Consider the following 25,964-nt stretch of genomic DNA (forward strand, 5'->3'; position numbering starts at 1 on the left):
GCACCCCGGCGACTACCGGTTGGCGCTGGCGTACACCACGTCGGGAACGTTCAGCCACCAGGTGGCGGCGGCCCGTACCGGCTGTGGCATCCGGTCGTCGGCCCGCAACAGGCGCAGGAGGGCGGGGTTGCGGGTCATGCCCAGACCGTAGGTCAGGCCGTTCAGCGCCGCCTCGTTGGTCGGCTGACCGGTCCGCCGCCACAGCTCGGCGTGGTAGGCGACCGCCGTCCTCCAGAACCGGTCGTCGCTGCGTCCGCCGACGTGCCCGATCGCCTGGGCCGCGGCGACGGTGATCGATCCGTGCACCCCGCTCGCCGTGGTCAGCCGTTCGATGACCGCCCGTTGCTCCGCCCCACCCACCAGGCGCAACGCTTCGATCATGGCGGGCGCGACCGGGTCGGCCAGCACCGTGCGGCCATTGAGTTCCGCGGCCAGCCCCGCGGCCAGCGGTTGCCGGTAGGGAGTGCCGCTCACCGCGATGGCCGCGTACATCCGGACGTCGAACACCGGACTGAACAGCATCTCGTCCACGAGGACCGGCAGGACCTCGTCGCGGAAGGGCGGTGGCTCGCCGGGCATCAGGGCCACCGCCGTGTTGCTGAGCCGGTCGACCAGCCGCCGGCTCGCCTCACCGTCGGCCAGCCGCCCCGCGCGGAGCACCTGGTGCAGCGTCGGGTCGGCCACCAGCCCGCGCAGGCGGTTGCGACTCGCCGCCGGCATCCGGTCCGACAGACGGCGGAGCAACTCGACCGCGAGTGGCTGGATGTCCCCCCGCCGGTTCGAGTCGAAGCTCAGCTCGTGGATGACCGCCACCAGGCGGGGCAGCTGTGCTTCGGTGAAGTGCCCGAAGCGGAGCTTCCGGACGCTGGCCAGCAGGGCGCCGAACTGGGCGCGGTCGTTGGTGGGATGGGCCAGCTGGCGCAACACGTGCCGATTGGCGTCGGGATGGTCGCTCGCGTCGAGCGCGCTCACCGTCTCGATGAAGACCTGATTGGTCCGGTCGGCGGCGAGGCTGGCGCAGGCGGCGACCGCTGCCTGTTGACCGACCGGATGTGCCAGCAGGCGGCTCAGCGCCTCGTAACGCTGCATCCAGGCGAGCCCGTCGGCGACGATCGTCTCCGCCAGGAGGCGCTCAGCGATGTCCGCCCAGACCCGCTGCGGACTGATCACCACCTCCGGCACGGCCGCCAACCGCCGGGTGAGCTCGTCCCACTCCACACCGGTGAGCAGGGCGGTCGAGGAGGCCGCGAGGTCCACGAGTTCGGTGAGCCGGTCCGGCGCGGCCGGCCGGTCCGGAGCACGGGTCAGCACGGGCGAGGCGTCGCCGGTGGACGCGGCGTACCGGTAGATGCTGTCGATGAGCGCGACGAGCCGGTGCGACGGCAGGTCGAGCAGTTCCTCGTACCGGCGGATGGCCAGGTACGGCACCCGCACCGCTGCGGTCTCCCAGCGCGAGATCTGGTAGACGCTGGCGCGCTCGGGCCAGCACCCACCCTGGAACGCCCGGGCGAAGTCGGCCAGCCGGAGCCATCGCCCGGTCGGCCCGTACAGCCGGTTCACCCGCAGCAGCCAGCCCACGCGCTGCTGGGACGCCGGCCGGTGGAGCCCCGCCGGGCCGGCGCCCGACCGGTATGGACGACCACGACGGCCACCCGTGCTCCTGCCGGCTGTCACCGGGCCATTCACGCACGTTCGATCACACTCTGCAATCTTCTGACCACATGACGACACCGGCGACCTCTCCCCCGCCACCGGCCTAATTCACCACCGAACTGACGGAAATGCTCATTGTAAGCCGGCCTCACAAAATCGCCCCCAGCCACCCTGTTCCACGCAACCGGCGCCTGCTCCCAAGTGGACATAGGAGTGGCACAGCCACATAGAGAGGTCATCGGCGTGCGCATCCGACCAAATGTGCGCCGACAGGACCGCAACGACTGGAGTCGGATTGCCAACAGTGGCGCCGCGGGCCGCCGACGGGTAAGACGGCAACCCCTCCGGGTTCGTTCTAAGAGGTCAGATCCCCTGCTACGGGGCGGTGTGCGCGCAACAGCGGCAAGGTCGACCCGCTTCCGCAGTCGCAAAAGCTACCGCCGTCCAAAAAATAGACGAACGTGCCAGGGTGCCCGCCGAACGCATCGACGGCCGGCACGATACGGGGATCCAACTGAAGATCATCAGTGCCATGATGTCGAGAGGAAAATCCTATCGAGGGATCTGCACCTGTCTTATGAAAACACTGATCACAAGGGTCGACGCCGGCAATTTTCAGGGTGACGCCATCGCTCCGGCCTCGGCCGCGCAGCGCCAGATGTGGCAGCTCAGCCGCCTCGACCCCGGGACGGCCGGCTACCTGGTGCCGCTGGCGTACCGGCTGCACGGCCCGCTGGACGTGGCGGCCCTGTCGGCGGCGCTCGACGGGCTGGTGGCCCGGCACACCGCCCTGTGTACCACCCTGGCCCCGGACGGCCCGGCCGGACCGCCCGGCGCCGACGCGACGCGGCGGCTGGTCCAGGTGGTCCACGAGCCACGCCCGGGCCTCCTGCGGGTGCACGACCTGAGCGGGCTGCCCACCTGGCAGCGCGACCAGGAGTTGCGGGCCCGGACGCACGCCGAGGCGGGCACCCCGATCGACCTCGAACGCGGCCCGGTGCTGCGCGCCCTCCTGCTGCGCAGCGCGCCGGAGGAGCACGTCCTCCTGCTGACCTTCCACCACGTCGCGGTCGACGAGTGGTCGCTCGGCATCCTCCACGAGGAGTGGGAACGGCTCTACGCCGCGCACCGCGCGGGGCGGCCGGCGAATCTCGACCCGGTCGAGGCCGACGGCCGCGACCACGCGCTCCGGCAGCGGGACTGGCTCGACGGTCCGGAGGCGGCGGCCCAGCTCGACCAGTGGCGGGCGGAACTCGCGGGCGCGCCGGCCGTGTTGGAACTGCCCACCCGCGGCCCGCGCCCCGCCGTGCCGTCCAGCGCGGGGGCCACCCTGTCGGTGCCGCTGGACGTCCCCACCGAGGCGCTGACGGCGCTGTGCCACCGGATGCGGGTCTCCCCGTACATGGTCATGCTGGCCACGCTGCACGTGCTGCTGGCCCGCTGGACGGGGCAGCGCGACATCGTGGTGGGCACGCCGGTGGCCAACCGGCGTCGGCCCGACACGCAGCGGCTCGTCGGGCTGCTGCTGAACACCGTCGCCGTCCGGGCCCGGCTGGACGACAACCCGTCGTTCGAGACGCTGCTCGGGCGGGTGCGGGCCGCCGCCCTGGGTGCCCTGAGCCGGGAGGAACTGCCCTTCGCGACCGTGGTCGAGGCGCTGCGGCCGGCCCGCCGCCCCGGCTTCACCCCGCTGTTCCAGGTGATGTTCGTGTACGGCCGCGAGGCGCCGCCCCCGCGCCTGGACGACCTCGAGGTCACCCCGGTCGAGGTGCCCGTCGACACCGCCAAGTTCGACCTCACCGTCTCGGTCCGGGAGAACGCCGACGGCCTGCGGACCGCGCTGGAGTACCGGACCGACCTGTTCGACTCCGACGCGATGGCCCGCCTCGCCGGACACTTCCAGACGCTGCTGCGGTCGCTGGTGGCCGACCCGGGCGCACCGGTCGGCTCCGCCGCGATGCTCGCCCCCGACGAGTACCGGCACCTCGTCGGCGAGTGGAACCGCACCGCCACCCCCGCCGAGCCGGACGACCTGGTCCACCTGCTGATCGAGCGGCAGGCGCGCGAGACCCCGGCCGCCGTGGCGGTGACCGACGGCGACACCGCGCTGAGCTACCACGAGCTGCACCTGCGGGCCGAGGCGCTGGCGGAGACACTGCGCGGGCGGGGCGTCGGCATCGGCAGCCTCGTGGGGGTGCTCCTGCCGCGCGCGGTGCCGTTCGCGGTGGCGGTGCTCGCCGTGCTGCGGACCGGCGCGGCCTACGTACCCCTGGATCCGGCCAACCCGCCGGCCCGGCTGCGGTACCTGATCGCGGACACCGCCGCCCCGGTCGTGCTCACCTGCGCCGAGCTGGCACACCTGGTGCCCGACGGCGTGGCGCTGCTGGTGCCCGGCCCGGACACGCCCGCCCCGCCGGCCGACGCCGGACGCGGCGGCGGGCCGCGCCGCCGGCCGCGGCGGCGACCGCAGCCGTCGGCGGAGGACCTGGCCTACGTCATCCACACCTCCGGCTCCACCGGCCGCCCCAAGGGCGTCATGGTGACCCACCGCGGCGTGTGCAACTACGTGCGCTGGGCGGCCCAGGCCTACCGGCTGCGCCCCGGGGACACCGTGCCGCTGCACTCGTCGGTCGGGTTCGACCTGACCGTCACGAGCCTGCTCGTGCCGCTGGTCAGCGGGGCCACGGTGCGGATGGTCGGCGAGCACCTCGGCCCGGAGGCGCTGGGCGAGGCGCTGCGCGAGCAGCGGACCGGCTCCGGGCTCGTCAAGATCACCCCGGCGCAGCTCGACCTGGTCCGCCACCAGCTCCGCCCCGCCGAGCTGGCCGACCGCACCCGCTGCTTCGTGATCGGCGGCGAGAACCTGCGCGCCGACCAGGTGGCGCCGTGGCGGGCCCACGCGCCCGGCACCGCGCTGGTCAACGAGTACGGGCCGACGGAGACCGTGGTCGGCTGCGCCGCGTACGAGGTCGACCCGGCCTCGCCGGCCGACGGCTCCGTCCCCATCGGCCGACCGATCGCCAACACTCAGCTGTACGTGCTGGACGGGTGGCAGAACCCGGTCCCGGCGGGCGTGGTCGGCGAGCTGTACGTGGGCGGGGCCGGTGTGGCGCGCGGCTACCTGCACCAGCCGGGGCTGACGGCCGAGCGGTTCGTGCCGGACCCGTTCTCGGGGGTCCCCGGCGCGCGGCTGTACCGCACCGGCGACCTCGTCCGCCTGCGCCCCGACGGGCACCTCGAATACCTGGGCCGCACCGACCACCAGGTCAAGCTGCGCGGCTACCGGGTGGAACTCGGCGAGGTCGAGGCGGCCGTCCGGCGCTGCCTGCCGGACGCCGACGTGACGGTGCGACTGCGCCGGGACGACCCCGACGACCCGCGACTCGTCGCCTACCTGGCGGGCGGGGCGGAGACCGACCTCGCCGCCCTGCGGGCGGCGCTCGCCGCCGACCTGCCGTCCTACCTGGTGCCCGCCGCCTTCGTCCGGCTGGACGCGCTGCCGCTGACCGGCAACGGGAAGGTGGACGCCGCCGCGCTGCCCGCTCCCGGACGCGCGGCCGAGGTGCCCCGGCAGCGGCCCGCGCCCCCCGCCCCCGCACCGCCGGTGGCGACGCCCGCTCCGGCCCGGTGGGACTCCACCCGGGTACGCCTGGAGCGGCTGGTCGTGGACGTGTGGCGCGAGGTGCTCGGCGTCGACGACGTGGGGGTGCGGGACAACTTCTTCGACCTCGGCGGCCACTCGATGCGGCTGCTGGCCGTCCTCGAACGGCTGCGCGACCGGCTCGGCGACGTGGTCACCGTCACCGACCTGTTCCGGCACCCCACGGTCGACTCCCTCGCCACGTTCCTCACCACCGCCACCACCGGGGTGACCGCGCCGGCCGCCGCGCCGGCCCCGGCCGCCCGGCCCCGCGTCGGCGTGCGCGACGGCACCGGGCAGCCGGGCGGCCTGATCGCCGTCGTCGGCATGGCCTGCCGCTTCCCCGGCGCGCGGACCGTCGACGAGTACTGGCACAACATCCGCGCCGGGGTGGAGTCGGTCCGGGAGTTCAGCGTCGAGGAGATGCTCGCCGACGGCGCGGACCCGGCCCGGCTCGACGACCCGGCGTACGTGCGGGCCGGCACGTGGCTGCCCGGCATCGACGAGTTCGACGCGGCCTTCTTCGGGATCACGCCCCGGGAGGCGCAGACCCTCGACCCGCAGCACCGGCTGCTGCTGGAGTGCGCGTGGCACGCGCTGGAGCACGCCGGTCACGACCCGTCCCGCTACCCCGGCCGGATCGGCCTCTTCGCCGGCTCGGGTCGCAGCAGCTACCTGCTCGACCACCTGAGCGGCCACCCCGAGCTGACCGGCGCCCTCGGCGAGCACCAGCTCTCGATCAGCAACGACAAGGACTTCCTGCTCAGCCGGGTCGCCTACAAGCTCGACCTCACCGGCCCCGCGGTCACCGTCGCCACCGCCTGCTCGACCTCGCTGGTGGCCGTGCACCTCGGCCGGCAGAGCCTCCTGACCGGCGAGTCCGACCTGGTCCTGGCCGGCGGGGTCAGCATCTTCCCGGCGCAGCGGCGCGGCTACCTCTATCACGACGGCGGGATCTACTCCCCCGACGGGCACTGCCGCCCGTTCAGCGCGGACGCGCGCGGCAGCATCGAATCCAGCGGGGTCGGCATCGTCGCGCTCAAGCGGCTGGAGGACGCGGTCGCGGACGGCGACACCGTCTACGCGGTGATCCGCGGTTCCGCCGTCAACAACGACGGGGCACGCCGCACCGGCTACACGGCGCCGGGCGTCGCGGGTCAGGTCGAGGTGGTCAGCAGCGCGCTGGCCAAGGCCGGCGTGGACCCCCGCTCGGTGAGCTACGTGGAGGCGCACGGAACGGGCACCAGCCTCGGCGACCCCATCGAGGTGGCCGCGCTGACCGAGGCGTTCCGGCGCGGCACCGACGACCGCGGCTTCTGCGCCCTCGGCTCGGTGAAGGCCAACATCGGGCACACCGACGCCGCCGCCGGGGTGGCCGGTCTCATCAAGACGGTCCTGGCGCTGCACAGCCGTACCCTGCCCCCGACCATCAACGTGAGCCGGCCCAACCCGGCCATCGACTTCGCGGGCAGCCCGTTCTACCTCAACGACAGCGCCCGCCCGTGGGCCGCCGACGGCCCGCGCCGGGCCGGGGTCAGCTCGTTCGGCATGGGCGGCACCAACGCCCACGTGGTGCTGGAGGAGGCCCCGGCCGCGCCGGCCGAGCCGACGGCCGCGCCGGCCGACGGGCCGCACCTGCTGGTCGTGTCGGCCCGCACGGCGGCGTCGCTGGAGCGGCAGACGCGCCGGCTCCGCGACTGGCTCGACACGCGACCCGAGGTGGAACTCGGGGATGTCGCGGCCGGCCTGGGCCGGCGCCAGTCCATGACCCACCGGCGGTTCCTCGTCGCGGCGGACCGCGCCGACGCACTGGCGGCCCTCGACGCGCCGCAGCGCCAGTTCACCGCCACCCACCCCGGGGGCCGGCGACCGCTGGTGTTCGCCTTCCCCGGGCACGGCGCCCAGCACGTGGCGATGGGCGCCGGCCTCTACCGCGCGGAGCCGACCTACCGGGCCGTGGTGGACGAGTGCGCCGACCTGGTCCGCGACGACCTGGGACTCGACCTGCGTACCCTGCTCTGCCCCGCGCCCGACGGCCACGCGGAGGCCGAGCGGCTGCTCGCGGAGCCCCGGCTGGTCCAGCCCGCCCTCTTCGTCACCGGATACGCGCTCGCCCGGTCGCTGCTCGCCCGGGGCGTGACCCCGGACCTCATGGTGGGGCACAGCCTCGGCGAGTACGTGGCCGCCTGCCTGGCCGGGGTCTTCCCGCTGGCCGACGCGCTGCGCCTGGTCTGCGCCCGGGGCGCGCTGGTCGCGCGGACCCCGGCCGGGGCGATGCTCGCGGTGGGCCTGCCCGAGACGGCGGTCGCCGCACTGCTGGACGACCGGGTCTCGCTGGCCGCCGTCAACGCCCCGGAGCTGTGCGTGCTCTCCGGCGACCCGGAGGCGATCGGGGCGCTGCGCGAGCGGCTGACCGGCGACGGGATCGACTGCCGGCCGCTGCGGGTCGCCCGCGGCTACCACTCCGCCCTGCTCGATCCGGTGCTCGACGAGTTCGCCGAGCACGCCGGCCGGGTCACCTACCACGAGCCCGAGCGCCCCTACCTGAGCAACCTGACCGGCGGCCCGGTCGTCCCGGGGCAGGTCATCGACCCGGCGTACTGGGTGCGGCACATGCGCGAGCCGGTCCGGTTCGCCGAGTCGGCCGCGCTCCTGGCCGAGCAGGACGTGGTCCTCGCGGAGCTGGGTCCCGGGCACGCCCTCGGCGGCCTGACCCGGCTGGCCGGCCTGCGGCCGGGCCAGGCCGTGGCGGCCATGCGGCATCCGCGCGCCGACGCCGACGACCTCACCACGCTGCTCGACGCGGTCGGCCGGCTGTGGCTGGCCGGCGCGCCGGTCGACTGGACCCGCTTCCACGGCGACGGGCGCCGCCGGCTGGCCCTGCCCGGCTACCCGTTCGAGCGGCACCGCTACTGGGTCGAGGCCGCGCCGCGACCGGGGGCGGCGCTCCCCGCGCCCGCCGCGCCGGACGCGCCGGACGCCCCCGAGCCCGTCGACGCCGGCAACCGGCCGCCGCTGAGCACCGCCTACGTCGCGCCGGCGACGCCCGTGCAGGAGTGCGTGGCGGAGATCTGGGCCGAACTGCTCGGCATCCGGCCGATCGGGGCGCACGACAACTTCTTCGAGCTGGGCGGGCACTCGCTGCTCGCCACCCAGGTCGTGGTCCGGCTGCGGGCCCGGCTCGGCGTGGCGCTGCCGCTGGAGACGGTCTTCGCGCAGCCGACCGTCGCGGGCATCGCGGCGGCGCTGCCGGCCACCGCACCCGCACCCGCCGCGCCCGCCGCGGTCGAGCCGGCCGCGCCGGCCGCGCCCACCATCCCCCGTGCCGATCCCGACGCCGGCCCGGCGCCGCTCTCCTCCGGGCAGCACCGGCTCTGGTTCCTCGACCAGGCGTACGCGCAGAACGCCTACACGGTCAGCACCGCGCTGCTGCTGGACGGCGCCCTCGACGTCGACGCGCTGCGCGAGGCGCTGGCCGGACTGGTCCGGCGGCACGAGTCGCTGCGTACCGTGTTCCCGGTCGGTCCCGACGGCGACCCCGTCCAGGAGGTGCGGCCGGCCGGCCCGGTCGACCTGCCGGTCCTGACCGCGCCCGACGGCGCGGACGACGCAGCGCCGGGTCCGCGGAGCATCGTGGAGTCGGCCGTCGCCGACGCGCTGCCCGGGTGGGTGCACGCGGCGCTGGCCGCCGACGTGCGGCGCCCGTTCGACCTGGCCCGCGGGCCGCTGTTCCGGGCCGTGCTGCTCCGGGTCGCCGAGGACCGGCACGTGCTCTCGCTGACCATGCACCACAACGTCTCCGACGGGTGGTCCCTCGGCCTCATCGCCGGCGAACTCGCCACCCGCTACGCCGCCGCCTGCGACGGCCGCCCGGCGCCGCTGCCCGACCTGGCCGTCCAGTACGGCGACTACGCGCGCTGGCAGCGCGGCCGGCTGGCCGACCCGGACAGCGACGACCTGCGCTGGTGGCGCCGGCAGCTCGACGGGGTGGCCAGCGTGCTGGAGGTGCCCACCGACCGGCCCCGGCCGCCGGTGCAGACCTTCGACGGCGCGGTCAGCACCCGGGTCCTGCCGCCGGAGACCGCCGACGAGCTGCGCCGGTTCAGCCAGGCCCGCAACGCCACCCTCGCCATGACCGTGCTGGCCGCGCTCAAGGCCCTGCTCTGGCGCTACACCGGCCAGCGGGACATCTGTGTCGGCACGCCGGTCGCCGGGCGGGTCCGCGCCGAGCTCGAACCGATGGTCGGCTTCTTCGTCAACATGCTGCCGCTGCGCACCGTGCTCGACGGCGACTGGACCTTCGCGGAGCTGCTCGGCGAGGTGCGGCGCACGGCGCTGGGCGCGTACGACCACCAGGAGGTGCCGTTCGAGCGGCTGGTGGACCTCGTCGACGCGCCCCGGGACCTCAGCCGGAACCCGCTGTTCCAGGTGATGTTCAACCTGCTGAACGTGCCCGAGCAGCGGGACCTGGGCACGGCCGGGCTGCGGATGGTCCCGTTCGCCGTCGAGCCGGGCATCGCCCAGCAGGACCTGGCCCTGTACGCGTACGAGGTGGACGAGGGACTGCGGTTCCGGCTGGAGTACAACAGCGCGCTGTTCGACGCGGAGACCGCCGAGCGGATGATGGGGCACCTGGAGACGCTGCTCGCCGCGGCCGTCGCCGACCCCGGCGTCCGGCTGGCGGACCTGGCCGTGCTCACCCCCGCCGAGCTGGACCGGTTCGCCGGATGGAACGACACCGCCGCCGAGCCGGGCTGGGCGGTGCCGGGCCGGCCCACCCTGGTCGAGCTGATCGCGCACCAGGTCGCGACGCACCCCGACCGGCCCGCCGTCACCTTCGGGGCCACCACGCTCAGCTACGCCGAGCTGAACGCCCGGGCCAACCGGCTCGCGCACCGGCTCCGCCGGGCCGGCGTCGGCCCGGACGTCACGGTGGCCGTCTGCCTGCACCGCTCGGACGAGCTGCCGGTCACCCTGCTCGGCGTGCTCAAGGCCGGCGGCGCGTACGTCCCCGTGGATCCCGACTACCCCGTCGAGCGGCAGCGGTACGTGCTGGCGCACAGCGACGCCCGGGTGCTGGTCACCGAGGCGGACCTGGCCGGCCGGTTCGCCGACTTCACCGGCGAGGTGGTGCGGGGCGGCGCGGCCCTGGCCGGGGAGCCGGAGACCGATCCCGAGCCGTCGGCCGGGCCGGACGACCTCGCGTACGTCATCTACACCTCCGGCTCGACGGGCCGTCCCAAGGGTGTCCGGGTGACCCACGGCGCCGTGGTGAACACCCTCGCCACCATGCGCGAGCGGCCGGGCCTCACCGGCGACAGCACCATGCTCGCGATGGCGAGCTTCGCCTTCGACATGTCGGTGCCGGAGTTGTTCCTGCCCCTCGTGGTCGGCGCCCGGATGCTGCTGGTGGGCCGCGACGTCGCCTACGACGCGCCACGGCTGGCCGACCTGCTGGCCGCGGAACGGGTCACCCTGGCCCAGGGCACCCCGGCGACCTGGCGGCTGCTCGTCGAGTCCGGCTGGACCGGGACACCCGGCCTCACCGCCGTCTGCGGCGGCGAGGCGGTGTCCGCCCCGCTGGCCCGGCAACTGGCCGAGCGGGTGGACGCGCTGTGGAACCTCTACGGCCCGACCGAGGCCGCCGTCTGGTCCACGATGGACCGGATCGAGCCGGGCTTCACCCACCTCACCGTCGGCCGCCCCATCGGCAACATGCGCGTCCACGTGCTCGACGCGCAGCTGTCCCCCGTCCCGATCGGGGTGCTGGGCGAGCTGTACCTCGGCGGCGCCGGGCTGGCCCGCGACTACCACGGCGACCCGGCGCTGACCGCGCAGCGGTTCGTGCCGGACCCGGACGGCGGCGGCCGGCTGTACCGCACCGGCGACCTCGGCCGGCGCCTCGCCGACGGCCGCATCGAGTTCGCCGGCCGCGGCGACTCCCAGGTCAAGGTGCGCGGGTTCCGCATCGAACTCGGCGAGATCGAGGCGGTGCTGCGCCGCCACGAGTCGGTCCGCGACGCCGCCGTCGTGGTCCGCGAGGACGGGGACGAGAAGTCGATCGTGGCCTACCTGACGCTGGCCGGGACCGGCGACGCCGGACCGGAACAGCCGGAGATCACCGCCGACTTCGACGCGGACCCGGCGCCGTGGCGGGCCTTCGCCCGCACCTGGCTGCCGGACTACATGGTGCCGTCCGCGTTCGTGGTGCTCGACCGGATGCCCCTCAACGCCAACCGCAAGGTCGACCGCGCGGCCCTGCCGGCACCCCGCCGCGGCGGCGCCGCCGTCGGCGCCACCCCGCCGGACACCCCGCTGCGGAAGGCGCTGGCGCAGCGGTGGGCGGCGGTGCTCGGGTACGACAGCGTCGGCATCGACGACGACTTCTTCGACCTCGGTGGCGACTCCTTCAAGGCGATCAAGGCGCTCGCCGGCAGCGACCCGGCGATCAGCGTCCTCGACCTGTTCCGCCACCCGACGATCCGGGGGTTGACCGACCACCTGGCGGCGACCGGCGGCTCGGTCGGACGCCTGCTGCACGAGCTGACCCCGGCGCGGCCCGGGACGCCCACGACGCTCACGCTGGTCTGCGTACCGTTCGGCGGCGGCAGCGCGATCACCTTCCAGCCCCTCGCCGACGCCCTCCCGCCGGGCGTCTCGCTGTACGCCCTGGAGCGCCCGGGCCACGACGTGAACCGCCCGGACGAACCCCTGCTCGGCCTGGACGAACTCGTCGACGGCTGCGTGGCCGAGGTGGTCGAGAAGGTCAGCGGCCCGGTGGCGGTGTACGGGCACTGCGTGGGCGGCGCCGAGGCGGTGGAGCTGGCCCGCCGGCTGGAGGCGGCCGGCGTCGAGGTGACCGGCGTGGCCATCGGCGCGCACTTCCCCGCGCCGCGGCTGCCCGGCCGGGTGTTCGGCTGGCTGCGCCGGTGGTTCCCGGTGGAACGCTGGACGTCGAAGCGGCGGACGCTGGAGGCGCTGCGCGCCATGGGCTTCTTCACCGAGGTCTTCGACGAGAACGAGAAGGACTTCGTGATGCGCGTGGTCCTGGCCGACTCGGCGAAGGGCGAGGACTACTACACCGACGTCTACGCCGAGGGCCTGCCCCGGAAGCTGTCCGCGCCGCTCGTCAGCATCGTCGGCAGCGGCGACCGCGCCACGGAGTTGTACCAGGAGCGGTACCTGGAGTGGGAGTTCTTCGCCGACCGGGTCTCGCTGGAGGTCATCGAGGGCGCCGGCCACTACTTCGCCAAGCACCAGCCCGCCGAACTGGCCCGCATCATCCTGGCGCACTGCGCCGCGCCGCCGGCCGCGCGACCGGCCGCACCCGCCCGCCCGGCGCCCCGGACCGTGGCGGAGCCCGCGCCACCGCGCGAGCGGCCGGCGGCCCCACCCCGCGCCACGCCCAGCCTGGCGGTGTTCTACCTGGTCGCGATCGGCCAGCTGGTCTCGCTCATCGGCAGCGGGCTGACCGGCTTCGGCATGGGCCTCTGGGTCTACCAGCGCACCGGGTCGGTGTCGCTGTTCGCCACGGCCACCGTGCTGGCGCTGCTGCCCGCCGTGGTCCTCTCCCCCGTCGCCGGTGCGCTCGCCGACCGGTGGGACCGAAGACGCCTCATGATCTTCGCGGACTGCCTGGCCGCCACCGGCACGGTGAGCCTCGCCCTGCTGCTCTGGCTCGGTCAGCTCCAGCTCTGGCACGTGTTCACCGCGATCACCGTCACGGCGGTGGCCACCGCCTTCCAGCAACCCGCCTACCTGGCGGCCGTCACGCAACTGGTGCCCAAGCGGTACTACGGGCGCGCCAACGGCATCGTCTCCCTCGGCACGGCGACGAGCACCGTCCTGGCGCCGCTGGTCGGCGGCGCGCTGGTGATCGCGGTCGGGCTGCGCGGCATCGTCGTCATCGACCTGCTCACCTTCGCCTTCGCGGTGCTCGTCACCCTGTCGGTCCGCTTCCCGGACACCCTGTTCGTCCGGCGGGAGGAGCCGTTCCGGCGCGAGGTCCTGGGCGGCTGGCGGTTCATCGTCCGCCGGCACGGCCTGGTCGCCCTCGTGGTGCTGGTCGCGTCGCTGAACTACTTCTTCGCCATGGTGGAGGTCCTGGTCACCCCGCTGACCCTGTCCTTCGGCGACCCCGCGGTGCTCGGCCGGGTGCTCGCCGCCAGCGGCGTGGGCATGCTGGTCGGCTCGGTGCTCATGAGCGTCTGGGGCGGCACCGCCCGGCGTACCACGGGCATCCTGGCCAGCGTCGTGCTGCTGGGCGTCTCGCTGCTCACCGTCGGCCTGCGCCCGAGCCCGCTGTTCCCGGCGCTCGGCCTGTTCGGCATGGGCCTGGCCACGGCGCTCGTGAACACCCACTGGCTGGCCATCGTGCAGGCCAAGGTCGGGCTGGAACTCCAGGGCCGGGTGCTGTCCATGGGCCAGATGCTGTCCTGGCTCATGGTGCCCGCCGGCTTCCTCACCGCCGGCCCGCTCGCCGAGCACGTCTTCGCCCCGCTGGCCTCCCCCGGCGGGCTGCTGGCCGGCGTCGTCGGCACCGGACCGGGACGCGGCATGGCCCTCGCGGCGATCATGGCCGGACTCTGCGCGCTCGCCCTGGCCGCCGCCGGCATCGCCTACCGGCCGATCCGGAACGTGGAGGACGAACTGCCCGACAACGATCCCGGCACGATCATCCTCGCCGACAAGGACCGGCTCCAGGAGGAGGCCGACCGGCGGCTCGCGCTGCTCCGGAGCGGGGGGTCGGGCCGGTGAGCGCACCCACCCGACCCGCCGGCCCGACCCGCCGGAACACCGGCCGGCGCGCGAGCGGCCCTCCGTCCACGGTGGACTGCCTGCACCGGATGGTGGCCGCGCAGGCCGCCCGCACCCCGGACGCCGAGGCCGTCCGGCACGGCGACCACGCGATGACCTACCGGGAGCTGGACGCGGCGGCGAACCGGCTGGCCCGGGTGCTGCTCCAGCACGGGGTCACCCGGGAGGACCGGGTGGGCGTCTGCCTGCCGCGCACGCCCGAGCTGGTGGTCGCCCTGCTCGCCGTGCTCAAGGCCGGCGCCGCCTACGTGCCGCTGGACCCCGCGTACCCGCCGGCCCGGGTGGCGTTCATGGCCGCCGACTCCCGGGTGCGGCTCGTGCTGACCTGCGCCGACCTCGCCGACCGGTTCCCCGACACGGCGGTCCCGGTCGACCGGCTCGACCCCGTCGAGGACGGCACCGACCCGGCCGCGCCGGCGGGGCCGGAGGATCTGGCGTACGTCATCTACACCTCCGGCTCGACCGGGCGGCCCAAGGGCGTCGCCATCGAGCACCGCTCGGCGGCGGTGCTCATGCACTGGGTCCGGCAGACCTTCGACGACGCCGAACTGGGCGGCCTGCTCGCCGCCACCTCGGTCTGCTTCGACCTGTCCGTCTTCGAGATCTTCGGCCCGCTCTGCTGGGGCGGGCGGGTGCTGCTGGTCGACGACGTGCTGGCGCTCGCCGCCCCCGGCGCGGAGCGGCTGCCGGTCACCCTGGTCAACACCGTTCCCTCCGCCATGGGCGAACTGCTCACCGCGTCGGCGCTGCCGGCGAGCGTGCGTACCGTCTGCCTGGCCGGCGAGCCGCTGACCGCCGCGCTGGCCGCCCGCGTCTGGTCCCGGCCGCACGTCCGCCGGCTCTGCAACCTCTACGGCCCGTCGGAGGACACCACCTACTCCACCTGGGCGGAGGTGCCGCCGGACAGCGGGGACCCGCCGATCGGCCGGCCGCTGCCGCAGACCCGCGCCTACGTCCTCGACCCGGACGGCCGACCGGTCCCGCCCGGCGAGCCCGGCGAACTGCACCTGGCCGGAGCGGGCCTGGCCCGGGGCTACCTCGACCGGCCGGAGGAGACCCGCGCCCGGTTCCTGCCCGACCCGTTCCGGCCCGGCGAGCGGATGTACCGCACCGGGGACCGGGTCCGGCTGCGGCCGGACGGGCAGCTCGCCTACCTGGGTCGGCTCGACGACCAGGTGAAGCTGCGGGGCTACCGGATCGAGCTGGGTGAGGTGGCCGCCCGCCTGGCCGCCCTCCCCGGGGTACGCGAGGCGACCGCCGCCGTGCGACCGGGACCGAGCGGGGACCCGCTGCTGGTCGGCTACCTGGTGGGCGAGCGGCGCGACGACGTCCGGGCCAGGCTGGCCGAGGTGCTGCCCGCGCCGCTGGTCCCCGCGACCCTCGTGTGGCTGGACCGGCTGCCCACCCTGCCCAACGGCAAGGTGGACCGTGGAGCCCTGCCCGGCCCCACCTTCGGCGACGACACCGGGACCGGCGCGGCGCTCGACGGCACGGCCGGCACGGTGGCCGCCGTGTGGCGCGAGCTGCTCGGGGTGCCGGTTTCCGGCGCCGACAGCGACTTCCTCGCCCTGGGCGGCGACTCGCTGCTGGCGGTCCGCTGCGCCACCCGGCTGGCCGCCGCCACCGGCCGGCCGGTCCGACCGGGTGACCTCTTCGCCCATCCCACCGTCGCCGCGCTGGCCACCCACCTCGACGGGCTGGCCGCCGACCCGGAGCCGGTCGCGGAACCGGCAGGCCCGGCGCCGGCCGGCCCCGCCCCGCTCTCCGCCGCGCAGACCCGGCTCTGGTTCCTGCACCGGCTCGACCCGGCCGACACCTCCTACCTGCTGGCCTTCGCGGTCCGGTTCGGCACGCCGCTGGACCCGGACCGGCTGGTCCGGGCGCTGCGCCGGGTGGTCGACCGGCACCCGGCCCTGCGCACGGTCTTCCCGGACGGCCCGGACGGGCCGGTGCAGCACGTCCGCCCCACCGCCGACGTGGCGCCGGCCGTCGCGCCGCCCGACGCGGGCACGCCGCTCGACGCGGGCACGCCGCCCGACAACGGCACCCCGCTCGACGCGCGGCTGCGCCGGCTCGCCGCCGAGGCCACCCGGGCGCCCATGGACCTGGCCGCCGGCCCGTTGCTCCGCGCCCACCTGGTGCCGGACGACACCGGCCAGGCGCTGGCGCTGCTGCTCGTCGTGCACCACATCGTCTTCGACGACTGGTCGTTCGGCGTGCTCGTGCGGGACCTGGCCGGGGCGTACGACCGCGCGGGCGACCCGGCGGCGGCGCCCGAGCAGCCGGCGGTCGGCCCGGCGGCGTTCGCCGTGTCCCAGCGGGACTGGCTGGCCGGGCCGGCGGGACGGCGGGCGGTGGCCGACCTGCTCGCGGAGCTGCGCGGTGCTCCCGATCTGCTCGACCTGCCCGCCGCCCCACCCCGGCGGACCCGGACCGCTCCGGCCGCGGCGCCGGCCCGACCGCCGGCCGGCCGACTCGGCGACGGCCCACCGCTTGGCACGGCACTACCGACCACACTGGACGCGCGAGACGCCCGCGACGCCCCGGCGCCCGGCGCCGCGCTACGGACCACCCGCGACGCCCCGGCGTCCGGCGCCGCGCTGCGGACCACCTTGGACGCCCGGACCGCGCGCGCGGCGCGGGAACTGGCCCGGGCCGAGCGGGTCAGCCTGCACATGGTCGGGCTGGCCGCGTTCGCCACCCTGCTCGGCGCCGCCACCGGCCGGCGCGACCTGCTCGTCGGCGTCGCCTTCGCCGGCCGGACGAGCGTCGCCGCCGAGCAGAGCGTCGGCTGCCACGTCAACACCCTGCCGCTGCGGCTGCGCCCGGCGCCCGAGCGGGGCTTCGCCGACCTGCTGGCCGAGGCCCGCCGGGTCACCCTGTTCGCCGCCGCCCACCAGGACGTCCCCTTCGACCTGCTGGTGGAGCGGCTGCGGCCGACCCGCCGGCCGCGACGCAACCCACTCGTCCAGGTCGCCTTCGGGGTGCAGAACGCCCCGGCGGCCCGGCACCGCGGCGCGACCGGGATCGAGTTCACCGGCGTGGAACTGACCCCGGACGCCGCCCGGCTCGACCTGACCCTCTGGCTCGACGAGCGGCGGGACGGGCTGGCGGCGCTCTGGACCTACCGCACCGACCTGTTCGACCACGACGGGGTGGTCGCGTGGCACCGCCGGTTCTGCGCGGTGCTGCGTACCGCCGCCGCCGACCCCCGGCGCAGTCTCGCCGACTGCGCCGACACCGCTGGGAGTGAGAGAGATGAGTGAGCAGAACCGGGTCGCGCGGACCATCCCCCGTCGCGGCCGCGAGCGGAACCTCGTGGACGTCCGGCCGGACTGGCCCGGCGGCCCGCTGCCGGCGCTCGTACGGGCCAACGTGCCCGACGTCGACCTGGCCGGCTGGCTGGCCGGCCACCGCGACGAGGTCGACGGGCTGGCCCGCCGTGCCGGGGCGGTGCTGTTCCGCGGCTTCGCCGTGGCCGGCGCCGACGACTTCCGCACCGTGATGGCGGCCCTCTCCGACGACGTGCTCTCCTACGGCGAACGCTCCTCACCGCGCAGCCAGGTCACCGAGGGGGTGTACACCTCCACCGAGCACCCGGCCGATCAGCCGATCGTGCTGCACAACGAGCAGTCGTACACGGTGAACTGGCCGCTGCGCATCGTCTTCCACTGCGAGGTCGAGCCGGGCGCCGGGGGGCGCACCCCCCTCGCCGACAGCCGCCGGGTGCTGGCCCGGCTCCGGCCGGAGACCGTCGCCGAGTTCGAGCGGCGCGGGGTGCTGTACCGGCGCAACTACCTGCCCGGCATCAGCCTCTCCTGGCAGACCGCGTTCCAGACCGAGCGGCGCGCGGAGGTCGAGGCGTACTGCGCCCGGGCGCTGATCGACGTGGAGTGGGTGGGCGACCAGCAGCTGCGGACCCGGCAGGTCCGCCCGGCGGTGCGCCGCCACCCGGTCACCGGGGAACGAACGTGGTTCAACCACGCGCTGTTCTTCCACGTCACCTCCCTGCCCGACGACGTGAGCGCCGGCCTGCGGGCCGCCCTCGCCGAGGAGGACCTGCCCTACCAGACCGCGTACGGCGACGGCACGCCCATCCCCGACGAGGTGCTGGCCGAGCTGCGCGCCGCGTACGCCGCGGAGACCCGCTCCTTCGCCTGGCAGCGCGGCGACGTGCTGCTGGTGGAGAACATGCTGGCCGCGCACGCCCGGGAGCCGTTCACCCCGCCCCGCCGGATCCTCACCGCGATGTCCGACCCGGTCGCCGCCCCCGAGCTGACCGAGGCGATCCGCACCGGCGCCGTGCCGACCCCGACGGGAGGCCGGGCATGAGCGGGCCGGCGCCCCGGCGGCGCTCCACCGGCACCATCGCCTCGCCGGTGACCCGGCGGGTGCTCGTGGACGAGCGGTTCGTGCTGCTCGTCGAGGCCGCCGTGCCCGACCTCGACCTGGCGGGCTGGCTCGCCGGTCGCCGCGACGAGCTGCTGGCCGACCTGGACCGGTACGGCGCGGTGTTCTTCCGCGGCTTCGAGGTACGCACCCCCGACGACTTCAGCCAGGCCGCCCGGGCGGTCAGCCCGGACCTGCTCGGCTACCTGGAGCGGGCGGCCCCCCGGCACGAGGTCGCCGACCGGGTGTTCACCTCCACCGAGTTCAACGCCGAGCAGTGGATCCCGCTGCACCACGAGATGTCGTACTCGCACAACTGGCCCACCCACCTCTACTTCTGGTGCGCGCAGCCGGCCACCGGCAGCGGCGGGGCCACCCCGCTGGCCAGCGAGCGGGTCATCACCCCGCTGATCCCCGCCGACGTGCGGGAGCGGTTCCTCCGCGCCGGGGTCAGCTACGTGCGCAACTACGGCCCGCACCTGGACCTGCCCTGGCAGGAGGCGTTCCAGACCACCGACCGGGCGGAGGTGGAGGCGTACTGCGCCGCCTCGGCGACCGAGTTCACCTGGCTGGGCGGGGACGGGCTGCGGACCCGGGCCCGGCGCCAGGCGGTCGCGACGCATCCGCGTACCGGGGAGACGGTGTGGTTCAACCACGCCCACCTGTTCCACGTGTCGAACATGCCGGCCGAGGTGTCCGGCGCGCTGCTGCGCGAGTACGGCCCGGAGGGGCTGCCCCGCAACGCCTACTACGGCGACGGCGAGCCGATCCCCGACGAGGTGGTCACCGGCATCCGCGATCTGTACCGGCGGCACGCCGTCTCGGTGCCCTGGCAGCGCGGCGACGTGCTGGTGGTGGACAACTTCCTGGCCACCCACGGCCGGGAACCCTTCAGCGGCGACCGGCAGATCCTGGTCGCCATGTCCGACCTCTACGTCAACCGGAGTGTGCTGTGAACGGATACCGTCTGTCGCCGGTGCAGCGCCTGGCCTGGTCCGGGAAGCAGGACCTGGTCCGGGCGCGGGTCCGGCTCGACCGGCCGCTGGACCGGGCGCGGTTGCAGGCCGCCGTCGACACGGTGGTGGCCCGGCACGAGGCGCTGCGGCTGACCCTGGTGCACCACCCCGGGCTGCGGGTGCCGTTGCAGGACGTGGACGACGCCCGGGCCGTGACGGTCGGCGCGCAGGGCGACCTGTCGATCACGCTGACCGACGACGCGCTGGAGGTGGCCGCCACTCCGCTCATCGCCGACCCGGCCAGCCTGCGGCTGGTCCTCGCCGACCTGGCGCGGGCCTACGCCGGCGAGGCGCTGCCGGAGGACCCGGAGGCGCTGCAGTTCCTCGACGTGGCCGAGTGGCAGCTCGAGGAGCGGGAGCAGGCCCCGAAGGCGGCGCCCGGCGCGCCTGCCGCGCGGCTCGTCACCCCGCCCGGCGACGACCCGACCGCCGTGGTCACCGCGACGGTGCCCGCCGCCGCGCTGGCCGACGCCGCCCGGGCCGCGGACGTCGAGCCGGCCACCGTGCTGCTCGCCGCCTGGGCGCTCGCGGTGTCCCGCCGGGCCGAGGCGCCGGACGGGGCCGACGAGGCGGACCTGGTGCTGGCCCGGTGGAGCGACGGCCGGCAGGCCGACGGCACCGCCGAGGTGGTGGGCCCGCTGGGCGGCTACGGCCCGCTGCGGCTGGCCCTGCCGCTGCCGGACGCCCCCGCCGACCTGCTGGCCGGGGTCCGCGCGGCCGAGGTCGCCGCCGACGAGACGTTCCACCTGGTCGACCCGGTGGACGAGCAGTCCGGGGTGGTCGCCGGCTTCGCGCTGCTGCCCACCGTGGACCCGGCCACCGTGGCCGGCCTCGGCGGCGCCTCGGCGACGGTCGCCGACCCGCCGCCCGCCGCCGGCCCGCAGCTCACCGCGCTGACCGACGGCGACCGGGTCACCCTGCGGGTGGTCGGCGGGCAGTGGCTGCTCGACTCGCTGCTGGCGATCCTGCGCACCCTGCCCGCCGCGCTCACCGCCGGCGCGCCGCTGGCCCTGCTCGGCGACGGGGAGGCCGGCTGGCTGGCCGACGCGGCCGGGACGGCGTCGGGGGCGCCGGGGCGCACCCTCGTCGACCTGCTCGACGCGGGTCTGTCCGGGATGGACCGGGAGGGCCCGGCGGTGGTCGCCGCGGACGGCGCGTACACCGCTGGTGAACTGCGGGAACGGGCCGCGCGGGTGGCCGGCGCGCTGGCGGCGCGCGGCCTGGCCGGCGCCCCGGTCGGCGTGCTGGCCGCGCGGTCCCGGGACACCGTCGTGGCCTTCCTCGGCGTGCTGCGGGCCGGCGCGGTGTTCGTGCCGCTGGACCCGGACGCCCCGGCGCCGCGCCTCGCCGCCCAGCTCCGCGCGGTCGGCGCGGAGGTCGTGGTCGGCGCCGCCGGCCCGGCGACCGTGACCGTGGACGACCTGGTCGCCGCCGGCGGGCCGCCGCCCGGCGCGGCGCCGACGCCGGCCGACCCGGCGTACGTGATCTTCACCTCGGGCTCCACCGGCACGCCCCGGCCCGTGCGGGTGTCGCACGGCGCCGCCGCGCACCTCGCCGAGGCGTTGGAACAGACCGTGTACGCGGGCAGCCGTCCCGGGCTGCGGGTGGCGGTGAACGCCCCCCTCACCTTCGACGCCTCGATGAAGCAGCTCGTGCAGCTCGGTCACGGCCGCAGCCTCTACCTGGTGCCCGAGGAGGTCCGCCGGGACGGGGCGGCCCTCGCCGCCGCGCTGGCCGACCACGGCGTCGACGTGCTCGACCTGACCCCCTCCCAGCTGCGCATCCTGCTCGCCGGCGCCGGGGACACCCGGCTGCCCGGCCTGCTGCTGCTCGGCGGCGAGGCGGTCCCGCCGGACCTGTGGGAGACGGTGGCGGCGCTGCCCGGCGTCCGCGCGGTCAACCTGTACGGCCCGACCGAGTGCACGGTGGACACCAGCGCCGCGGAGATCCGCGCCGGTGACCCCCCGACCATTGGCCGGCCGCTGCCCGGCGTCGCCGTCCGGGTGCTGGACGAGCAGCTGCGGCCGGTGCCGCCGGGGGTGGCCGGGGAGCTCTGCGTCAGCGGCCCGCAGCTCGCCGACGGCTACCTGGGCGACCCGGAGGCCACAGCGCGGCGCTTCGTCGAGGTGACCCTGCCCTCCGGCGGCACGGAACGGGTGTACCGGACCGGCGACCGGGTCCGCTTCGACGCCGACCGGCGGCTGCGCTACCTGGGCCGCCTCGACGACCAGGTGAAGATCCACGGTTTCCGGGTGGAGCCGGGCGAGGTCGCAGCCGTCCTGCGCGGGCACCCCGAGGTGGCCGACGCCGCCGTGGTCGCCCGCGACGACGACGGGTACGGCGACCGGCTCGTCGCCTACGTCCGGCCCGGCCGGGCCGCCGCGGCCGTCGACGTGGACCGCATCGCCGGGGTCAACCCGCACGAGACCCGCTACCTGTACGACGAGATCTTCGTCCAGCAGGTCTACCTGCGCGACGGCATCGTGCTGCGGCCCGGGGCGACCGTGCTCGACGTGGGCGCGAACATCGGCATGTTCTCGCTCTTCGTCCACCGCGTCTGCCCGGACGCCACGATCCACGCGTTCGAGCCGGTGCCGTCGGTGGTCGACGTGCTGCGGCGCAACGTCGCCGAGTTCGGCGTGCCGGCCACGGTGCACGGCTTCGGGCTGTCCGGGGCGGCCGGGGAGGTGTCCTTCACCTACTACCCGGGCTACTCGATGATGTCCGGCCACGCCGCGTACGCCGACCCGGACGCCGAGGTGGCGGTGATCAAGCGGTACCTGGCCAACGAGCGGGACGCCGGCGCGGACGAGCGGGACGTCCTGCTCGACCGGGTCGACGAACTGCTCGCCGAGCGGTTCGCCGGCCGGCAGCTCACCGTGCCGGTCCGGCCGCTCTCCGCCGTCCTCGACGAGCTGGCCCCCACGCGGATCGACCTGCTGAAGATCGACGTGCAGCGCGCCGAGGCCGACGTGCTGGCCGGCCTCGAAGACCGGCACTGGCCGCTGATCGCGCAGGTCGCCATGGAGGTGCACGACGCGCCCGGCACCGAGACGGCCGGCCGGCTGGCGGAGCTGGTCGCGTTCTTCGAGGCGCGCGGCTTCACCGTGGTCACCCGCCAGGACGACCTGCTCGCCGGCACCGACCGGCACACCCTGCACGCCGTGCGCCCCGGGTATGCCGCCGACCCGCGCCCGGCGGTGGCCGCACCGGCCGCGCCGGCGGCCGGCCCGCTGGCGGAGCGGCTGACCGGCTGGCTCGCCGAGCGGCTCCCCGCCCACCTGCTCCCGGCCGCGGTGGTGCTCCTCGACGAGCTGCCGCTGACCCGCAACGGCAAGCTCGACCGGGCCGCGCTGCCGGCGCCCCGGCTCGACCGGCCGGGCGCGGGCGCCGCCGTCACACCGGCGAACCAGGCCGAGGAGATCCTGGTCGAGGCGTGGCGCGAGGTGCTCGGGGTGGCGGACTTCGGGGTGACGGACAGCTTCTTCGCCCTCGGCGGCGACTCCATCCGCAGCATCCAGATGCAGGTGGCGGCGCAGAAGCGCGGGCTGTCCTTCCAGCTCAACGACATCTTCACCCACCAGACGATCCGGGAGCTGGTCGAGCACGGGCAGCTCACCGTGGACGGCGTCGAGACCCGGCCCGCCGCGCCGGAGACCGGGCGGTTCGCCCTGGTGGCCGACGCCGACCGGAAGCGGCTGCCCGAGGGCCTCGGCGACGCGTACCCGATGACCGCCCTCCAGCAGGGCATGGTCTACCACGGCGAGCTGACCGGTGACCCGGCCATGTACCACAACGTCACGGCGCACCGGGTCGCCGCGCCGCTGGACGCGGCGGCGCTGCGCCGCGCGCTGGCCGGTCTGGTGGCCGCCCATCCGGTGCTGCGGACCGGGTTCGCGCTGGGCACGTACAGCGAGCCGTTGCAGCTGGTGCACGCCGACGTGCCCGTCGAGGTGCCGGTGACCGACCTGGCCGGGGCCGATCCGCAGGCCCGCCGGGCGCGGATCGACGACCTCGTCGCCCAGGAGCGGGTACGCCCCTTCGACTGGGCCCGCCCGCCGCTGCTGCGGCTGCACGCCGTCCGGGAGGACGCCGACGCGTTCACCCTGATCGTGGCCGAGTACCACGGCATCCTCGACGGCTGGAGCCTGCACCGCTTCCTCACCGACCTGCTCGCCGCGTACGACGGGGAGCGGGCCGGGCAGGCCCGCGCGGCCGACCCCGGGCTGCCGTTCCGCGAGTACGTGGCGGCCGAACGGCAGGCCCTGGCCGACCCGGCCACCCGTCGCTTCTGGCTGGACGGCGCCGGCGCGGTGCCGCCGCTGCTGCTCGGCGGGCCGCAGCCGCGGACCACCACCACCCAGCGGGTGCCGCTGCGGGCCGACACGACCGACCGGGTGACCGGGGCGGCCCGGGCCGCCGGGGTGCCGGTCAAGTCCTGGCTGCTGGCCGTGCACCTGCGGCTGGTCGGCGAACTCGCCGGGCGGGACGACGTGGTCAGCGGCCTGGTGGTCGGCGGCCGGCCGGAGGGCGAGGGCAGCGACGCCACCCTCGGGCTGTTCCTCAACACCGTGCCCGTGAGCGTCACGCTGGGCACCCGGTCCCCGGCCGAGCTGGCCGCCGAGGCGTGGCGGGCCGAGCGGGAGCTGATGGGGCGCCACCGCTTCCCGCTCGCCGAGATCGTCCGCGCCGGCGGGGCCGGCCCCCGCTTCGACCACTTCTTCAACTGGACCCACTTCCCGAACGACCCGGCCGGCGGCGGCAGCCGCATCGTGGACAGCCGGGGCATCACCGTCGACGTGGCGTTCAGCCTCGCCGTCGACGCCGAACTGGCCGCCGACACCGGCCGGCTCGCCCTCACCGTCCAGTACGACCACCGGCACGTCCCGGCGGAGCGGGTGGACGCCTTCGCCGACGGCTTCCGCCGGCTGCTGGCCGCCGACCCGGCCGCGCCGCTGCCGCCCGTCGCCCCCGCCGGACCGGCGGCCGGCGGCGACGCGCGGAGCGAGTGGGCGGCCCGGGTGGCCGGGGCCTGGCAGGAGGTGCTCGGGGCCGCGCCGCGCGACCCGGCGACCGACTTCCTGGCCGCCGGCGGGGACTCGCTGCGCGCCCTGCGGCTGGTCACCGTGCTGCGGCAGCGCCACGGCAGCGACCTGACGCTGCCCGAGTTCGCGGCGCTGGGCAGCTACGGCGCCCTGGTGGACCGGGTGGCACGCTCGTGACCGGCTTCGGCACGGCCGCCGTGCACGGCGACGACGGCCTGGTCCCCGGTGGGGCGGTGGCGCCGCCGATCGTGCAGAGCGCGACCTTCAGCGCCGAGTCCGACGAGCGGTTCGCCGAGATCGCCACCGAGCCCCGGGGCAGCGCCTTCTACACCCGCTACGGCAACCCCAACCACGCGCAGGTCGCCGCCGTGGTGGCCGAGCTGGAGGGCGCGGAGACGGGCCTGGTCACCGCCTCCGGCATGGGCGCGATCAGCACCGTCGCCCTGGCCCTGCTCTCGGCCGGCGACCACGTGGTGGTGCAGCGCAGCACGTACGGCGGCACCACCTCGCTCGCCACCGGCCTGCTGCCCCGCTTCGGGGTCGCCTGCACCCAGGTCGACCAGACCGACGCCGGGGCGTTCGACCGGGCGCTGCGCCCGGAGACCCGCCTGGTGCTGGTGGAGACACCGAGCAACCCGCTGCTGGAGCTGACCGACCTGGCGGCCGTGGTCGCGTCGGCCCACGCGGCGGGCGCGCTCGTGGTGGTCGACAACACCTTCGCCACGCCGGTCAACCAGCGTCCCCTGAGTGCCGGGGCGGACCTGGTCTGGCACAGCGGCACCAAGTTCCTCGGCGGCCACTCCGACGTGTCGGCCGGGGTGGTCGTCGGCCCCGCCGGGCTCGTCGAGCGGGTGTGGCAGACCGCGATCGTCACCGGCAGCACGCTCGGCCCGGTGGACGCCTGGTTGCTGCTGCGCGGCATCCGCACGCTGCCGCTGCGGGTGGAGCGGCACAACGCCAACGCCCTGGCCCTGGCCCGGGCCCTGGAGGGGCACCCGGCGGTCGCCCGGGTCCGCTACCCGGGGCTCCCCTCACACCCCCAGCACGCCCTCGCGCGCCGGCAGATGACCGGCTTCGGCGGGGTGCTCGGCGTGGAACTCACGGCCGGCCGGGCGGGGGCCGCGGCGCTGCTGGCCGGGCTGAAGCTGGCCAAGCGGGCGGCCAGCCTGGGCAGCGTCAGCACGCTGGTGGTGCACCCCCGGTCGATGTGGGCGGGAATCGTGGACGCGGCACAGCTGGCCGCCGCCGGCATCGGGGACGGGCTGGTCCGCGCCTCCACCGGCATCGAGGACACCGCCGACCTGGTGGACGACTTCCTGGCGGCGCTGGATCGGGCGCCGACCTGACGCGCGGGGGCCCTCGGTGCATGGTCCCGGCCGCAACGGGAATCGGAGTGCGGCCAGC

7 protein-coding genes are annotated in these 25,964 nt (G+C 75.9%); 6 read left to right on the forward strand and 1 reads right to left on the reverse strand.

The genetic code is table 11. The features are described 5' to 3' along the window. Positions 1 to 12 precede the first annotated feature (12 nt). Positions 13 to 1,578: an XRE family transcriptional regulator gene (locus IEY96_RS20920; RefSeq protein ID WP_189196489.1), complete on the reverse strand. Its 1,566-nt coding sequence runs from the start codon at positions 1,576 to 1,578 to the stop codon at positions 13 to 15. Positions 1,579 to 2,230: 652 nt separating this feature from the next. On the opposite strand from IEY96_RS20920, the gene IEY96_RS20925 reads away from it, so the two are divergent. The 6 genes from IEY96_RS20925 to IEY96_RS20950 are packed head-to-tail and all read left to right on the forward strand — an operon-like array spanning position 2,231 to position 25,906. Beyond that, positions 2,231 to 14,050: a non-ribosomal peptide synthetase/type I polyketide synthase gene (locus IEY96_RS20925; protein WP_268247160.1), complete on the forward strand. Its 11,820-nt coding sequence runs from the start codon at positions 2,231 to 2,233 to the stop codon at positions 14,048 to 14,050. Further along, positions 14,047 to 17,376 (forward strand): non-ribosomal peptide synthetase, encoded by a 3,330-nt coding sequence (locus IEY96_RS20930; protein WP_189196491.1) that lies wholly within the window; start codon positions 14,047 to 14,049, stop codon positions 17,374 to 17,376. The genes IEY96_RS20925 and IEY96_RS20930 overlap by 4 nt, the downstream gene beginning before the upstream one ends. Beyond that, positions 17,369 to 18,442: a TauD/TfdA family dioxygenase gene (locus IEY96_RS20935; protein WP_189196492.1), complete on the forward strand. Its 1,074-nt coding sequence runs from the start codon at positions 17,369 to 17,371 to the stop codon at positions 18,440 to 18,442. The genes IEY96_RS20930 and IEY96_RS20935 overlap by 8 nt, the downstream gene beginning before the upstream one ends. Continuing rightward, positions 18,439 to 19,455: a TauD/TfdA family dioxygenase gene (locus IEY96_RS20940; RefSeq protein ID WP_189196493.1), complete on the forward strand. Its 1,017-nt coding sequence runs from the start codon at positions 18,439 to 18,441 to the stop codon at positions 19,453 to 19,455. The genes IEY96_RS20935 and IEY96_RS20940 overlap by 4 nt, the downstream gene beginning before the upstream one ends. Further along, positions 19,452 to 24,737: a non-ribosomal peptide synthetase gene (locus IEY96_RS20945; RefSeq protein WP_189196494.1), complete on the forward strand. Its 5,286-nt coding sequence runs from the start codon at positions 19,452 to 19,454 to the stop codon at positions 24,735 to 24,737. Before IEY96_RS20940 ends, IEY96_RS20945 begins: the two co-directional genes overlap by 4 nt. Continuing rightward, positions 24,734 to 25,906 (forward strand): trans-sulfuration enzyme family protein, encoded by a 1,173-nt coding sequence (locus IEY96_RS20950; RefSeq protein ID WP_189196495.1) that lies wholly within the window; start codon positions 24,734 to 24,736, stop codon positions 25,904 to 25,906. The genes IEY96_RS20945 and IEY96_RS20950 overlap by 4 nt, the downstream gene beginning before the upstream one ends. Positions 25,907 to 25,964: the final 58 nt, after the last annotated feature.

The organism is Micromonospora fulviviridis (genome assembly GCF_014648395.1).
Taxonomy (GTDB): Bacteria; Actinomycetota; Actinomycetes; order Mycobacteriales; family Micromonosporaceae; genus Micromonospora; species Micromonospora fulviviridis.

What these genes read in the sequence shown, in the direction of transcription:
- IEY96_RS20925 (WP_268247160.1), top strand. Translation starts at nt 2,231, where the DNA reads ATGAAAACACTGATCACAAGGGTCGACGCCGGCAATTTTCAGGGTGAC.
- IEY96_RS20940 (WP_189196493.1), top strand. Translation starts at nt 18,439, where the DNA reads ATGAGCGGGCCGGCGCCCCGGCGGCGCTCCACCGGCACCATCGCCTCG.
- IEY96_RS20935 (WP_189196492.1), top strand. Translation starts at nt 17,369, where the DNA reads ATGAGTGAGCAGAACCGGGTCGCGCGGACCATCCCCCGTCGCGGCCGC.